The organism is Micromonospora sp. DT201 (assembly GCF_049841575.1).
Taxonomy (GTDB): domain Bacteria; phylum Actinomycetota; class Actinomycetes; order Mycobacteriales; family Micromonosporaceae; genus Micromonospora.
Map to the genome: position 1 here is coordinate 130208 of NZ_JBNCKP010000012.1, position 17596 is coordinate 147803.

Sequence of the window (17596 nt, forward strand, 5' to 3'; positions counted from 1 at the left end):
GTGGCTGATATTCAGATCTCGGATGATGGTGCCGAGTTTTTGAAGTGGTTCAGTGGTGAGGAGTTCCCCGGCACCCGGCCGAGTATGTTGCGGGCGTTGGCGGAGGCGCACGGTGATGCCGCGGATGGCATCGATCAGGTAATTCCGATTCTTATTACCGCGGTGAACAGCATCGCGGATGGTGTGGTGGGTGACTCCGAGCGGGCCTTCGTCGAGTTGATGAAGGACTATACCAAGGATGATGGCTATCTGGGTATCGCGTCGAAGTATATTCGACGGTTGGGTTTGCAGCTCGACGATACGGCGAACCAGGTTGATTATACGCAGGTGATGATCGTGTTGACGGTCATCCAGTTGATGGTCGAGTTCGCCATCGTGTTGGCGCTGTCGTGGCTGTTCCCTAATCTTATCCAGGACTTCGCGATGAGGCTGCTCGTGGAGCACCTGAGGATCGCGGCGTGGCTTGCGGAGATTATTTTCGCGGTGGCGATGGGTCAGGTTGTTGGTGTTGGTCTGCAGGTGTTGATGGAGGTGATCGCGCAGGCGTATATGCGGGGTCAGGGTCATCAGGTGGGGTGGAACCTCGACCGGATCGGTCAGGCGGCTGAGGTCGGCGCCTGGGTGGGCGCGATCGGTACGGTGTTGGGTGCCGCGGGCGGTGCGATCGGTACGCAGATCGCGCGGCGGATCAGGCCCCCTCGGGGGATAGCCAGTGGGGTGGACGCCGTGGACGGCCCGGGGCCTGGGCCTGGGCCTGGGCCTGGGCTGGGTGCGAAGCCGGGCTCGGGTGGTGCTGGTGGTGTGGGTGGAGCGGCTCCCGTCAAGCACACGCCGGGCACGTTCATCGGGGAGGTTGTCCAGGAGGGTGCTGTCGAGGTTGTCGGCGAGGGCACCTACAACCTGGTCAAGGGGGACCAGTGGCAGTGGAGCACCGCCCCGGTGACGTTCATCTCTGGTGCGCTGTCGGGCATCGCCACGGAGACCGGCGACATGGCGGGTCGGGGCCTGAACGCAAGATACGGTGGTCTGACCGGTAAAGGGCCTCGCCTGCTCGGGTTGGGTGAGCGGGATCAGTCGGGTGAGCCGGTGGAGTTGGGCCAGCTGAGCCCGACGACTCCGGCAGGTCAGCCAGGTCAGCCGGGTGGTCCGGGCGCCGGGGTGGGGCCGGTGGTGGGTGGCGTCGAGGACGGGCCGTCCGTTGTCGAGGTTCCCGCTGTGGGTGGTGTCGGGACGGGTGGACCTCCGGCTGGTGGTGTGGTCGCGGACCCGGGGCCTGCTCCTGGTGCTGCCCTGCCACGGACGGGCTCGGTAGCTGGTGGACCAGAGCCGTCCGATTCCGGCCGGCCGCCCGTTTCGTCGTCGGGTGCTTCGGTGCCGGGGCAGTGGGCCAGTGGTACGTCGGCGCAACCGTCGGCTGGTAGCCCGTTGTCGCCGGGCGGCGCGTCATGGACGGGCGGGCCGAATGTGGTTGACGACGTCGATGGCCCGCCGGGGTCGCCAGGGCTGCTGACCGGTCAGGGGAATGTGGTCGAGCCCGCTGCTCCGACCGCGGTCTCCGCGCCTGGTGGATCGGGCCTCGTCGGGGAGGTGGCTGGCCCGCTCACGTCGAATGCTCTGCCAGCGGTGACACCGACCGGTACTGGCCTCGGCGCCGGCCCCGGTTCCATTGGCGGTGGTGCCGCCGCGGCTGGTGGTGCGGTCACGGCTGGTGGTGCGGTCACGGCTGGTGGTGCGGTCACGGCTGGTGGTGCGGTCACGGCTGGTGGTGCGGTCACGGCTGGTGGTGCGGTCACGGGTGGTGGTGCGGTCACGGGTGGTGGTGCGGTCACGGGTGGTGGTGCGGCCACGGGTGGTGGTGCGGCCACGGGTGGTGGTGCGACCGCGGCTGGTGGTGCGACCGCGGGTGGTGGTGCGGCCGCGGCTGGCAGGGCGGCTGCGACTGGTGGCGCTGCGGTGATGTCCGGTCCGGTTCCGGTTGGCAGCGCCGGAGGTGCTCCGGCTGGTGGGGGTTCGGGGCCGGTCCCGGTACGAGATTTGTCGGTCGCGGCTGGGCGGGGTGGCCCGGTCAGCTCGGTCGAATCGGTCACCGACGGTGGAACGGCCCGAGTGCGTGCTCCGCTCACCGGTGCGACCAGCGGTGCCGCAGCCACGCCAGTGGTTTCCCCCGGCGGGTCGGTGGTTTCTTCGGGCGAGGGTGGTGGGCGTCGTGTCTCCGAGGCGGACCAGCCTGCGGGTGTTGTCGACGGCCCGGAGACGGTTGGGAGTGCAAAGCAAGCCGATGCGCTCTCGCCCGAGACATCCGCACCGGTACAGCTCGACCGGGCTGGTCTGGAATCCCTGGTCAACATGGTTGCCGCCCAGGTCGCAGACCGTCGCGGATCATCGCCTCGCCGGCGTGGGGCAGATCGGCGGCAGAGCGTCGAACTGCTCAAGGGACTCCAGGATGCGTTGTATCCGCAGCGGACACTCGACGTGGCCGGTACCGAGGACACCTCGGCCGTCCATGCGGGGCATCTGACAGATCGCATCGATGGCGACGAATGGCGTCCGGTGTCGTCGTGGGTTGATGTCGAGCGGCGGGTGACGAAGGCCGGGCCGGGTAGTACCGCGTTGGTCTGGCGGCAGGTTGCTAGTGGCGTCCGGCAGGCGTTCGCGGTGCACCACACCACCGATACGGACCAGCCGTTGCAGTGGGTGCAGCCGCAGGGCAAGAACGGTGCGCGGCTCATTACGCGTGAGCTGGTGGGACCGGTTTCCGCAGCCAAGGCGGTTGTCCTCGACCCGTCGGGAGCAGTGGTCCCGGTCGCCGCTACTTCGTCCTCGACCGCGGCGCTGGCGGACGAGTCGCGTGGCATTGGTCTGGAGATGGCCGGTGGTGTCGGCTCGGTGCCGGTTGGTGTGGCGGTTGTGTCGCGGGCTGATGATGGTGGTTGGTTGGCGGATGGGTTGCCGGTTGTTGTGCGGTCGTTGGGTGGTGCCCGTGGTGGTGTCGCTCTGCTGGCTGATGATGATTGGCGGTTGTTTGCTGATCCTGAGCGCCTGTTGCCGGACGGTACGGGGTTTGCGGTACTCGTGCATGGTGCGGGTGAGGGTGTGCGGGTTCCGGTTCGGCTCGGTGATGGCAGTGGTGGGGCGGTGGTGCTCACTGCGGAGCAGTTGTCTCAGATTCTTGACGGGGTCGCGCCTGAGGGTGTGGATCTGTTGTTGGTTGCCTGTGGTACGGGTCTGTTGGGTGACGGGTTTGCGCAGCGGTTGTCGGATGTTCGGCGGGTGGAGGTGTTGGCTCCGCCTGGTGCGGTGACGGTCGGGAGCCGGGATCAGCTTGCTGAGGTGTTGTCGTCCGGTGGTGAGTCGTGGGTGTTGTTCTCCCCGTCGGTGGAGGGTGCGTCTGGTGGTGGTTGGGATGTGGTCAACGACCTGTTGGACGGTGGCGGTTACCGGCGTTTCGACGGGATCGCGGCGGTGCCGGCGGCACCCGCGGACGGCCTGGTCCTGTCCGACAACACCCCGCAGAACCCTGGTGACGACGACCTGAGCGACAGGTTCTACGACGCCGACGAGGACGGAGAGCGAGAGGAGGGCGACGACAGTTTCTACACCGCTGAGGATGGCGAGAATGCACCCGTTGCCGGCTCTGGCCATGCCACGCCGGACGCCGTTGACTCTGATGACGACGATTCCCGAAGTGATCGTTGGCGTGCCGAGCTATCCGCGTTGATCGGCGACGATGACATGCACGCCGATCGCGAATACAGCGAGGGTGTGCCCGAGTCCGACTTTGGTCGTCTCGCGCCCGACTCTGGTCGTTCTACGCCTGACGCTGCTCGCAATGTCCTCGCGCAGATGCCCGGCACCCGGCCGAAGATTGTTCAGCGGGAGCCCGTTGTATCTACGTACGTTGGGCGTACGCAAGGGGAGCGGCCCGCTGACGGCCGCCTTTCCGCGCGCGATCGCGACGTGATCCATGAGCTGGGTCGGGAAGTTGCGCTGTCAGCGCTCCGTCGAGCTAGTTACGGCTTGCGGATGCCATCGATTCTTGTGAATCATCGGCGTGAGTTCGAGTATGGGATGGCGGAATCGAATTCGTGGCTGCGGGACGAGTTGCGCCGAATCGTGTCCGAGCAGTTGCCGGAACAGCACGCGCTCCTCGTTGCCAGCGGGGACGACTTGGGTCCGGTCGCCGTGGACCTCTCGTGGTCTTTGCCGGATTTGCCGGTCGACGGAGCGATCGGGGCGCTGGTGCCGCCCACGCCGCCGGAAGCTGCGATGGAGATTCACATCGTCAACCAGCGTTTGGATTGGGAGGAGCCGGAGCCACTCTCGGGTCAGAGCGGTCGGGAGCGCCCGACGATCCGTCGTCTTGAGGCCGATGATGCAGTCATTCTGGCCCAGGAGGTTGGATCGCTGCTCGACAGCCGTGACCAGTTCAGCAGCACGCATGTGAGGTTGCTTCCGTTCGACTACGACGCGGGCGGGGACACGCTCGCGGAGTACGAGGTATTCCGGTTGTCGCATGCTTATGTCGAGGTCCAGGTCATACGGTTGCGACTCGGCTTCGACGGGTCTATCCGGGGTGCGGATGCAGCGGAGCGACTGGCCCGGGAAATCGCGGTTTTGATCAACGAGCGGGGTGTCGTCCTGCCTGACGGGGCGGTGCTGTATGTGCACGTCGATGTGGTCGATTTTGGAGACGCTGATTGGCGGGTGACCCTCACCGATTCGAGCTCGGGTTTGTCTGCGGCGGCGAATCCGCAGGTCTGGCCCGATAGTCTGCTGTCCGAGGCCGCGCCTGAGGAAGCCAGGGTGCGGGTGCTTGCCCGGCTGTTGCGGATGTTGGGTGTGCACGATGTGGCCAGCGGAGGCCCGCTGTGGGGCAGGATGCGTGCCGGGCGCGTTCCCGACGAGTACCTGTTGCGGATCTGGAGGTTGCAGGCGAGCCTTGTCGCGACGCCGACCACCGACCTGAATTTGGACACCGATTACGAACCCGGGTCTCCGCTGCGGGACGCTGATGACTACCCAGCGCCATTCTTTTCCCCTGTTCCGGCCAGTCCATCTCAGCAGAGTCTCCTGGGCGATTTCGGTCCGTCAGGTCCCGGGCCGTTTGACCCGGATGTGTTGGCTGCCCTGGGTGAGAGGCCGGCGGAGTCGGGTGAGGGGGGTCCGTCGAGATCCGGGGCGGCTGTTGCGGGGTCATCGGCTGGCGAGCCGGATCCGAGTAAGGGATCACCGGTTAGGTCGATGCGACGGTTGCCCAACGGTGCGTGGTTGGTGCCGCCGCCAGACGTGGTTGACGGCGTGGCGGTTGACGCGGAACAGGCTGAGGCGATGGCGGCCGGGATGGTCGTGCCGCCGGATGTGGCTCTCGTGGTTGGGGTGCTGACCGCAACCGGTGAGCTGGCCGCGCGGGGTGAGGGCAGCCGCGAGTTGATGCCGGTGGACCATGTTCTCGATGGGCCGTTCAGCGTGCCGGCTGAGGGCACAACGGCGCCGATCAGTTCCCCGGATGTCCTGGTGCTGTATCACCTGTCTGCTCACGACATCGGCCGACCAGGGTGGCGGAGGGCTGGGCATTGGGCGCCCATGGACCGTTTCCAGCAGGCCGCTGTGCGGTTGCAGTCGGAGATCGACGATCGCGCTGCATGGGGTGCTCCCGTGCCGCGTGCGGTGGTCTTCGCCGGGCGCAACCCGTCCGGGTTCGATGGTTGGGGGGTTGTCCAGCCGGGCCTGGGCACGGTGTTGGGGCCGTATCCGCGCCTCGATATGGCGGTGAAGTTGGCCCGGTCGCGGCAGCCGGCCAGAGTCGGGCTGGCAACGGAGGTGCGCCGTCGGTTGGCACGTTCGAGTACGTTCGTTGGTGACTCGATACTGTCGAGGATGATCGCCGCGGCCGGGAACGTGGATCCTGACGCGGACCGGTTGGGTGCGCCCGCTTATCAGCAGGATGCACCGGCGGTGGCGCCGGTGGGTCCGATCGGGCCGGTGGTGCGGGTGCCGGTGGGCTCGGCCCAGACCGCCTCGGCGCAGTTGGACGCGGCCCGTGCGTGGTTGGTGCCGGAGACGGTACGACAGGTCCCTTCGGCGGTGGAGCCCGTGGTCGAGGTGCTCCTGCCGGCCGATGTGGCGGTGCCGGTTCTGCATCTGCCCGCCAGCGGGGCGGATCCGGCGTTGGATGTGATGACCATTCGGCTGCCGAACGGGTACCAACGCGACTCCCGTATTCGACCGAACTTGTGGGTTTCCGGCTTTGCCGATGGTTTCGCGGCGGAGGTGCTGCCGGCCGGGATCACCACGGTGCGGCTGCTTGGGCGAGCCACTCCGCTTTTCGTGTTTGACCGGCTCTTCTTTGATCTGGGTCACTTGAACACGCAAGAGCTTGTGGAGTTGGACCCTTTGCAGGTCGGGGAGCGTCTGCCTTCTGCGGCGACGGGCGATGCGCAGGCGCTGGCGCTGACATGGCACGAACGGCAGGTGGCTGAGGAGCGGCATGGTCCCCTGTGGCGCGACCGGTGGGTGACCGAGGAACGGTATGCCCGCCTCGTGCAGGAGAACCCGGCGGCCGTGGAATGGGTCGTGGCGCGGTATCCGGCCGGTTCGGTGCTGTGGTCGCCGCGTTATCTTCGATGGTTGACCGGGCGTGAGTACGCCCAGCTTCGGCTACCCGATGCCGGCGGCGAGCGACGGGTGGTGGTGCTGCTGACGCCGTTGAGCCCGCAGGCCGGCGGGGATGATCCGGTGTTCATCCGTGATCTGTCCGGCGTGAACACGACAGTTGTTGTGGCCACCGCAACGGACGAACCGACGGGGAATGGTCGAGCTATCCCGGTAGGAGGCTTCTGGCAGATCTGGCAGGCACACGATTCGCCGGACGGCGAGCCTGACGGCGGTGGGCATCAGGACCTGGTCCACCTGCTGCATTCGATACTCGCCGCCGAGCCGGCGTCCGGCCGCGATCTGAACGATGGGTCCGGTAGTCGGGATGAGGTGTCCCCGGTCGGGTCGGTGCCTGAGTTCGATCAGTCCGGGGATGAGCTCAGAAGGATCGAGCTTCGGTTGCTGGCCGGGCGGCGAGCGTCGGCGAATGCGATCTGGCGCGCGCTGTCAATCGCGAACCCATTCGAAATTCGACCCCGTAGCGACCGGTCGACGGCGGTCGTTTTGATGGTGCCGCTTCGCTATATCTCCCGGCGGCCCGCCGAAGCTGGCCGATCGGATGTGGTCGGTGATGTCGAGTACCTGGACCTCGACGCGTTGCGCGAGGACGGCTTCTCGGCCGAGTGGATTCAGCGTGATGGCTCGCGTTGGTTGCTCACGGAGCTTCCAGTTAACTATTCGGACCTGCCGTCGTATCCGGATCCGCCGGCACGTGAGAGCGGCGAGTGGCAGTTGCCGTCGATGCCGCTGGCGGCGGCGGTGCGGCAGCTACCGGCTGGGGCGGGGTCACCAGACGGTGTGGACCGGGTATGGCAGGTGTTGCCGGCGTTGGGTGTGGCACCGGTCGGTGAGCCGGGTGGCGTTGGTGCGGATCCCGGTCATGACGTGGCGGCCGCGTTTGGTGGTGCGTTCGTCGACTCGCATCTGAGTGGTCTCGCGGATCTGCGGCCGGGTGCGATAACGGCTGTGTGGATCGCGGGGCCGGATCGTGCGGCGGGCGTGGTGTTGGTGGAACGCCGGTTGAGTGACCAGTTGGCGCAGAGCCGGTTCGGCGGGCAGTTGGTGGCGTGGAACCCACGTGGGGAACGCGGCGACCTGTTCTTCGGATTCGATCTTGGGCAGGGCGCTCAGGCAACCACCGACGTGTTGCCGCCGTTGCTGCGAGGGCCGGTGCAGTTGGTGCGCGACGGTCAGGGGCAGCTGCGGCAGGTTGTCGTGGCGGGCTCCGGGGAGACGGTCGCCACCACGTCGTCCTCGACCGCGACGCTGGCGGACGAGTCGCGTGGCATTGGTCTGGAGATGGCCGGTGGTGTCGGCTCGGTGCCGGTTGGTGTGGCGGTTGTGTCGCGGGCTGATGATGGTGGTTGGTTGGCGGATGGGTTGCCGGTTGTTGTGCGGTCGTTGGGTGGTGCCCGTGGTGGTGTCGCTCTGCTGGCTGATGATGATTGGCGGTTGTTTGCTGATCCTGAGCGCCTGTTGCCGGACGGTACGGGGTTTGCGGTACTCGTGCATGGTGCGGGTGAGGGTGTGCGGGTTCCGGTTCGGCTCGGTGATGGCAGTGGTGGGGCGGTGGTGCTCACTGCGGAGCAGTTGTCTCAGATTCTTGACGGGGTCGCGCCTGAGGGTGTGGATCTGTTGTTGGTTGCCTGTGGTACGGGTCTGTTGGGTGACGGGTTTGCGCAGCGGTTGTCGGATGTTCGGCGGGTGGAGGTGTTGGCTCCGCCTGGTGCGGTGACGGTCGGGAGCCGGGATCAGCTTGCTGAGGTGTTGTCGTCCGGTGGTGAGTCGTGGGTGTTGTTCTCCCCGTCGGTGGAGGGTGCGTCTGGTGGTGGTTGGGATGTGGTCAACGACCTGTTGGACGGTGGCGGTTACCGGCGTTTCGACGGGATCGCGGCGGTGCCGGCGGCACCCGCGGACGGCCTGGTCCTGTCCGACAACACCCCGCAGAATCCCGGTGACGACGTCCTAAGCGACACGTCCTACGACGCCGACGATGAGGACGGAGGCTCCGTCGTCGGCGCGACAGAGCCATACCTCCAGACCGAGATCGCCCGTCAAACCGGGGTGCTGCGGTTGGCCTCGGAGGACAGCGAGCCGAGCGACTCCGATCTCAACTGGATCCAAGCCATAGGTGAGCAGTTGGCCGTGGCCGCGGTCTTCCGAGGTCGTTTCGGCATGCGGATGCCAACCGTGGGCATCGCTGTCTATCGGCCGGACGGTCAACGGCACGAGAATCCGCGGCAGGTAGCTGCCGCTCGTCGGGTGCGCCGCGAGTTGGCTCAGGTCGTATCCGCGCGGCTGCGAGATCTTGTCGAGCCTGGCTCCGGCCAGGATTCGTCGCTGAATTGGCGGATCTGGTGGCTATCACAGGCTGCGCGTCCGGATCTGGCTGGCCGGTACACCGTGGAGATTCAGCAGGCCAACGCCAGCATTCCGAGCTGGGCATGGGAATCCGATTTCAGGCAGCCGAGGATCGATACCCAGATCGCACGCGAGACGTTCGATCTGTCTCAGGAGGTCGAGCGGGTGCTCGCCTCCCGTGACAACTTCGAGGCGTTTCGGGTTCGGCTTGCATCGTCTGGACTTGACCCGTCTGATCTGGACGGGGCCATCGATAGGCCGGTAGCGGCTTACCGGGTGTTCCACTTGGAGCGCGCCGGTGCGCTCGGCGAGCGGCTCGTCATGGTCTTCCAGCTCAGGCTCGCCGTGACGGCTGCGGTTGAGGACCAGCCGAGATTGATCCGGATCGCCCAGCGGGTTATGGATCGGGTCAACGGACGGTTCACTGCGTTCGGCGACCTGCTGCACCTGGACGTTCAGATGAACTTCAACGACGCCGACGACGCCGACTGGGAGGTAAACCTCGTTGACGGTCCGGGGTCGCCTGACGGGGCTGCGAATCTCCCTGAGCTGTGGCCAGCTGACCCCCTGCTTGTCCAAGGTCGTGAGTTGGCCGATGCCGATGCCGAAGCAGCGATGCTCGCCCGGCTGCTGCGGATGTTGGGCGTCCACGACGTCGCCAGCGACGGGCCGTATTGGAATGAGATGGCCGACGGGGAGGTGCCCCACGACTATCTGCTGCGGGTCTGGTTGCTTCAGCAGACCCTCGGCGACGTGCCGGCAAACGAGTACTCGCCAGTTGAGGTCTCCCCACCCGGCTCGCCGAGCCGGTGGGCAGGGCCGGACGAGACCGGCTCCGAGGTGTCCTACACCGACGGCGGTTCCGATGGCGCTAGGCCCGAGTCCGCCGAATCCAGCGGCGACCTCGACCCGGCAGACGGGCCCGGGCCGCAGGAGCAGCAGGCCGAAAGCTTGCCTCACGTCATAGAGCTGCTGTTCGACTCGACGGACGGGGAACACCCCGGAGCCGTCGGCGACGAGATTCGAGATCTGGGTCACGAGCTCGCTCGTGCCGCGGCAATTCGGGGCCCCCTCGGCTTGCCGATGCCGATGGTCAGGATCCAGATCCCTCAGCCTGCTGGCCAACAGAGCGAGAACCCAAGGGAAGTGGCTGCTGCCCGCGAACTGTCTTCGGCGTTGACCAATCACGTGTCCGAGCACGCGCCGCAACATTTCCAGCGTCACCATGTCACGGGGTTGGTGGATGGAGAATGGGATTCGCACTGGCGCCTGCCGGTGGCGATGGAGTGGGGGGGTGAGCGGTCCGATCACGCGGGGCGGTACGTGTTGCGAGTCGCGTATGGCAACAGCACGGTTCCTAACTGGGTAATCGACAATGCAGTGCTTGGGTGGGAAATCAATTATTTGGACCCCGGGCAGGTGGCCGGACTCATTAGGGACGTGCAGGACGAACTCGTCGCAAATGAGGACTTGGTGCTTGCCCCGGTTCGGCTAGGGCCATCTGCTGGGGAGTTCAACTCAGACCTGCCGACGGCGGCGTACCGGGTGGTCGAGTTAGTGCATGATCAGCCGTCCGAGGGCCGCAACGTCCTGGTCTTTGCACTCAGTCTCCGCGTGAGCGTCGAGCAATGGACCATGAGAGAGCCGGTGAAGAGGCTCGTCGAACTGGTCGTGGGTCGGATTAACGGGCGATTCGCGCTGCCCGGCGGCAGCATGCTGCACCTGAACGTGCACCTGAACATCGCCAGGGGCGATCACACTAACGACGCCGACGACCTCGACTGGCAAGTGGTCGTTGAGCGTTCGACGTCGGATGTCGCGTCCGCCGCAAACCGTCCGGATGTATGGCCGGCAGATCTCTTTGCCGAGCCGGACGGGTCTGCCGAGGCCCAAGCGGCGCTGCTCGCCCGACTGTTGCGGATGTTGGGCGTCCATGACGTCGCCAGCGACGGGCCGGCCTGGGACGAGATGGTCGCCGGAGGTGTTCCCGACAACTATCTGCTGCGGATCTGGAGGGTCCAGCAGACCGTGGGCGACGCGCCACGCAGCCCGTTCCCGCCACTTGAGGTCTCCGCGCCCAACTTACCGGTCGCGTCGGAATTGATGGACGAGACTGGTTCCGAGTTGTCCAACGGTGACGACCCCGAAGCCGAGCCTGTGTTCCTCCCTCCATCCGTCTTCCGTACCGCCAGTGACGCCGGAAGCGACATCCTATTCACCGATGACGAGTCCGATGGGGACGACCGCGAGGCCACTGGCTTCGGCGACGACCCCACCGAGGCGTTCAACATCGAGCGGCAGACGCGCCCGGCCGAGAACTCTCCATCCGTCGTGGAGTTGGTGTTCGACTCCATGGACGAGGACCTCTCCGGAATCGGTCTCACCGCGATCCAACGACTGGCTGACCGGCTCGCTCTCGCCGCGGTCTTTCGATTCGGCCTCGGCCTACCGATGCCATCGGCGGAACTCGTCGTCCGTTATCGAAACGTCGCTCAGGAGGCGCCGCCTGCTTACCAGGTGCACCACGAGCTGCGCCGAATCGTGTCCGAGTTGGCACCGGACCACCACCAGTGGCTCTTCGATGCCGGAGTCCCGACCAGTCCATGGGATCCGTCGTGGTCACTGCAGGTTAGGCAGTCTGTGGAGGAACTGCGGCCGGATAGCCCAGGGGCCTACGGGCTGGAAGTGCGGGGCGTCGACGACGCGGTTCCGAGCTGGATGAACAGTCACGACCTCCCCACGCTGCGGATCAGCTCTGCGGAGGCGGCCGCGACGGCCCGTGCTGCAGGGGTCACTCAGGTGATGGCCGGTCAGGCCAACCTCCAGATCACAGCGGTACGTCTGGATTCGCCTGATCCGAACGAGAGTCGCCCCGTTGCGAGGTACGGGTTGCTCCGGCTCCAACCTGACGATGCGACCGGCGCCGAGAACGTGTTGGTCTTTCAGCTCGGGCTCAACGTGAACGCTGAGAGTCGGGACCGGCGCCGTCTGGGACGCCTCGTCAACCGGGTCACGGACCTCGTCAATGGGCGGTTTATTCTGCCCACCGGGGAACTGCTGCATCTGGATGTCTCGTTGACCTTCGGACATGGCGAGGCAGCCGACTGGCGGGTGAACCTGGTCGACGGTGCCGTGCCGCAAGACTCAGCTGCAATGTCGCCTGACGAATGGCCAACAGATCTTTTGCGTTCCGAAGGCAATTCGGCTGCCGAGGCGGACGCGGCGCTGCTCGCTCGGCTGCTTCGGATGCTGGGCGTCGACGACGTGGCCAGCGAAGGGCCGTATTGGGACGAAATGGTATCCGGGCAAGTTCCCACCGACTATCTGATGCGGATCTGGTTGCTTCAGCAGACCGTCGGCGATCCGCTGATCCACCGTTACTCCGAGCCTGCGATCTCGTCGGAAACTGTGCCCTATGCGGAAGTGGCCGATGCAGATTCCCGGGTCGACCTACGTATCGACCTCGAGGAGGACCCGTCGCGATATGACGGCTCGACGCTGCCCTCCGCTGTGGTCGGCACCGAACGGTTTGTTCCTGTGTTGCTTGACGAAGTAGTGGCCCGGAATATTCTCGGACTGCCGATGCCTCGGCTGGCGGTCACTTTCACCGCGAATGAAGATTCGTACGAGGGGGCCCCTGAATCGCGCCTTCTGGCGGAGTTGGAACGAGATTTCGATTATTGGCTGACGCAGGCCATGAACAGGCCTCCATTCAGTCGCGCCACGTCGTTCCTGACAAACTTACCGGACCAGATCGCCGTGGCGATGAGGCAGGCGATCCTTCCGATTCAGCGTCGCCTGAACCCGTCCGAGTGGGAACTTGCGGGGAGTCTGGAAGTCAGGTTCGCCACCCCCCGCCCCAGCCAGGGCGAAGGGCTTTTCAGTCCGGGGTTGGGGGTGCTCTCGGCCGACGAGGGGGGCGCTCCGGGCTGGTGGTGGGAGTTTGATCCGATCCCTGGCATCGAGGCTTGGCTCGCGGCGGCCGGTCCGCTCGATTTCTACCGGGTGGGCTCTCCGGGCCTTGCGGATGTTCCGTTCGACGGCGAGCACACTTCCTATCTCTACGGGAACGTAGAACTCGATGCGGGTCCCGTTCGGGTGTTCCTGTTGCGATTGAGCTGGCGTGCTGGTGAAGGAGTCGGGTCGCAGCTCCTCCGGGACCAGCAGGCGTTGGCCGAGCAGGCTGCCGCCTCGCTGAACGGTCGGTTCAACCTGCCCAGTGGCGAGCAGTTCCACTTGCTGGTCGTTCCCAGCTCGCCGGAGGAAGCCGACCAAGTAATCACTGTCTCGGCTCAGGGTGCGGCGGATGATCGGGATGGGTGGCCGGCGGGGCTGTCGGGCCGAGAGGCGCGGATACGGCTGTTGAGCATGCTGGGCGCGCGAAGCGGGACCAGCGTGGGTCGGGCTCTCGCCCAGATTTGGTTGGAATCGCGGACCGCGTGGTCGAGGTCGGAAACTGTCGATCTGTCGAGCCTGCGGGGACCGGCGGTCGGTTCGGATTCGGCCAGGGAGGGCGGTGTTGCGCTGGGCGAGGCGGGCCCTTCCCGATTGGGTCGGTCATTGGCGCCGGACCCAGGCAAGGAGGGGCCCGAATCCCCACTGCGGCGTTTGCCGAACGGCGTGTGGTTGGTGCCACCACCGGAGGTGGTTGACGGGATGCCGGTGAACGTGGCAGCGGTCGAGGCGGTGACGGCCGAGCTGGCCGCGCCGGAGGGCGTGGCGCTGGTTGTCGGTGTGCTGGTCAGGCACTACGGGATCGCCGGCCGGGGCGCGCACCGTGGGTTACTACGGGCGGTGGATCTCCTCGACGGGCCGTTCAGCGCACCGGGCGGGGCCGACGGGGTAGGGGTCAGCTCCCCGGACGTCCTGACGCTGTATGTGCGCGGGACGCAGGACGACTCCCGAAGGTTCGCCAACCGTGTGCAGTCGGCGATTGACGAGCGCGCCACGCACGGTTACCCGGTACCGCGGGCTGTGGTCTTTGCGGGTTGGGGACCATCAGCGGTTCCCGAGTGGTGGGTGACGCGCCCGGGGCAGGACGAGGCGACCGGACCATTCGACAGCCTGCGGGACGCGGTGGGTGACGCCCGAGATCGGCAGCCGCTCCGGCTCGACCTCCCTGCTGAGCTGCGACGCCGATTGGCGGGTAGAAGCTCGTTGCTCGACGACGCGGACTTGTCGTTCTTGCTTGCCGAACGCGCGGGAGTTGACCTCGACACGCAGGCGTTGGGTATGCCGTCCTATCAGGTAATTGAGGGGGATCCGCCGGTAGGTCCGCTTGGGTCGGTGCGGGTGCCGGTGGGGTCGGCCCGGACGGAATCAATGTGGCTGGACGCGGCGCGGAACTGGGTGCGGTCGCGGACGGTGCAACGGGTGCCGTTGGCGGCCGAACCCGCGGTCGAGGTGTCGCTGCCGCCGGAGGTGATGGCCCCGGTCGTCTACTTGCCGGCTGGCGAAGCTGGCCCGGAGCTGCACGTGGTGACCATCCGTCCGCCGGACGGCCTCGACGCTAACGAAAACCCCGTTTGGCGGGATCTGTGGGTTTCCGGGTTCGCTGATGGTTTCGCGGCGGAGGTGCTCCCCACCGGGCTGACCGTTGGGCGACTGATCGATCTGAGAATCCCGCTTGCCGCGCTTGACCGGCTCTTTTTTGATCCGGGTCAGTTGAACACGCAAGAGCTTCTTGAGCTGGACCCTCTGCCCTCAGACGCGACGAATGATGCCGTGGCGCAGTCGCCGATGCGGCGGGTGACCGAGACGCAGTACGCCACTCTTGTGGCGAAGAACCCGGCGGTCGAGATAAGGGTCGTGGCGCGGTATCCAGCCGGCTCGGTGCTGTGGTCCCCGCGTCATCGTCGGTGGTTGACCGGGCGTGAATACGCCCAGCTGCGGCTCCCCGACGCCGGGGAAGAGCAGCGGGTGGTGGTGGTGCTATTAGCGCCGCTGACGCCGCAGGCTGGCGGGGACGATCCCGTGTTCATCCGCGACCTGTCCAGTGCGAACACGACAGTCGTTGCGGCCAGCATCCTGCCGTCCGGTAATCCGGCCGGACCGGATGAAATGCAGTGGCGAGATCGGTCGGCGGGTTCGACGCTCGCCGGACCTGACCTCGGCAGGCTTCTGGGCTCGCGACTGGGCGTTGACCGACGACGAGGCGCGGTCAATATGATCACGAGATTGCGGGACCAGCCTGATCCGTCCGCCATGCGGGAGGAATTGTTCAGGATCCGGCGATTGAACCTGAGCGTCTGGCTCTCCGGAGCCGGCACCACCGACTTGACGTTCGGGTTTGTCGGTGTCCCCGCACCGCACACCATCTGGGACTGGTTGGCGGGCAGTGGGGGCCTCGCGGTCGGGTTCAGTGACCCCGACCATATCGATTTCGATAATTTCTACGCTACTCGGAGCGATTTAATCACCCTGACGGTGCCGGATCGCTATATCGTTCAGTACGACGCTAGTCACGCAGGTCTGCTGTACTCGATGGTGGACACCACCGCGTTGATCGACGATGGGTTCTCGGCCGAATGGATCAGGGGCGAAGGTCAGCAGTGGTCGATCACTCGGCCCGTCCCTGACGTTCCGGAACTGCCGCCGGCGCACTGGTATCTGGTGTCGGCGCCGTTGCAGACGGCGGTCTACCAACTGCCGCCCTGGGACGGCGTGTCGCTGGACTCTGTGGAACGGGTACGCCAGGTGTCGATGGCGTTGGGCGTAGTCCCGGTCGATAGCTCAGGCGACAACAGGTCCGGTCAGGACCTGGCGGTAGCGTTCGGTGGTGCGTTCACCCGCGCCGGTGTGGGCGGTCTGGTGGAACTGCGGCCGGGTGCGGCGACGCCCGTGTTGGTGGCGAGACCGGATCATCCGGAGTTCATGGCACTCGTGGAACGCCAGGTGGACGGCCAACTGGTGGTCTGGGATCCGCACGGAGACCCGGGGGAGACGTTCCTCGAATTCGATATCCCAGAGCCGTTGCCGGCGCAGGGGTCGTTGACGGCGGGGCGCCGGGCGGCGCTGGGCCTCGGGCCGGCCGCGGACGTCGCGCACGTGCTGCCGCCGGCGCTGCGGGGCCCGGTGCGCTTGGTGCTGGACAGCGAGGGTCGGCTGCAGCAGATCATGACGGCCGAACCGCCGGAATATACCGGTGGCGAGCCGGGGCAGCAGCCGGGTCCGGCGGGGTCGTTTGGTCGTGGTTGGGCGGCGGGTTCGGGTTCGGGTTTGGCTGGTGGGGTTGTTGCGTCGCGGTTTGTTGATGATGCGGCGGTGTTGGGGGTGTTGCCGTGGTTGGGGTTGGTGAATCCGGACGCCTCTGGGACGAATTGTGTGTTGGTCGCGATCGCGGCGGATATGAGTGCGGTTCCGGGTGAGGGGTTGGTGTGGCAGGCGCCGGCGGAGAGTCCGCTGCCGGAGTCGGATTTGGTGGCGTATCAGCGGCAGTTGTTGGGGTTGGCGGATGACGCTGATTCGTTGGTGTTCCGGACGGATGTGGGGTCGGTTCGGGCGGTGATGGCGGCGGCTCCGGTGGGGTCGCGGGGTGTGGTGCTGGTTCGGAGCCGGACGGTTGACGGTGGAGTGGGTGTTTCGCACGCGTTCAACGTGTTGCGGATCGAGAGTGTGGGGGCTGGCGACGACGGGGTTGTTTTTGTCGACGGGCAGCGGGGTGGGTTGGCCCGGGTGCCGGACGGCGTGGTGGATCTGGTGTTCCTGCCGGTGACCGATGGCATCGCCATGCCGGCGGGTGCGACGCGGGTCGATCCGGACGAGCTGGCGGGTCAGGCCGGAGGGCTCAGTCCCGAGGGCGAGCACGACAAGATCCTTATCCTTGCTTCAGGCATGACCTCTGTGAAGGGGCTGGTCCTGGCCACGAGGGAAGGGCTGACGGCGAAGGTCGATGATCGGCCCTACCTGCTCGGAGCCGATGGGAGGCTGCACAGGAGGGCGGACGCCGACGTTGTGCAGCCAGCCGTAGAGGTCAAGTACAACATCCTGGAGGTGACTCCGGAGCCGACCGTGTTGCATGCCTCCGGTGATCGGGGCCGGCCCTCCTGGCAATCCGTCTATGACCCCTGGCGACAGGCGACCGAACTGATGCAGCACGCCCCGATCATGAACGCCCGTGAGTGGCGGGAGGGGCAGGGGCTCGCGATTGAGGACATCTTCCGGGCCGACGACGGGTGGGTCATCACCGAGGAAGGACGCGGTGCCCGGGTCTTCTCACCCTATCTGCACAGTGAGAAGATCTACGTTCAGTGGAACGTGGGAGTCCCAGTCGCCGACCTGGCCAATTTCTACGAATTCATGGCGCAGCGCACCTTCATACGTGAACCGAAGCGGCTGCTGCTCGAGGGAATGCAGTTCGCGAATGACGTGGCTGCTCGCTATCTCGGTGTCTTCGAAGGGTCCGTGCGTGGCCTGATGCACTTTCCCGGAGTTGTCGAGCTGATCGGGTTCATGACGCTCGCGTACACACACGTTGCGGCTCGGATCGAGCATTCGGCACTCCCTGAGCCAAGTGGCATGCTCTCGAAGAATGCGATCGCGGCGGCCCTACGGAACCCACCGAGCGTGGTGCGAGCCGAGC

Annotated in this window: 1 protein-coding gene (only partly in view); it reads left to right on the forward strand. The window is 66.2% G+C overall.

The window, feature by feature from the left end; translation table 11 throughout:
• Window positions 1–17596 carry the start of a toxin glutamine deamidase domain-containing protein gene (locus ACLQ28_RS20410; protein WP_425687867.1) on the forward strand. It continues 25931 nt past the right edge of the window, so only the first 17596 of its 43527 coding nucleotides appear in the window; the start codon lies at window positions 1–3; its stop codon lies beyond the right edge, outside the window.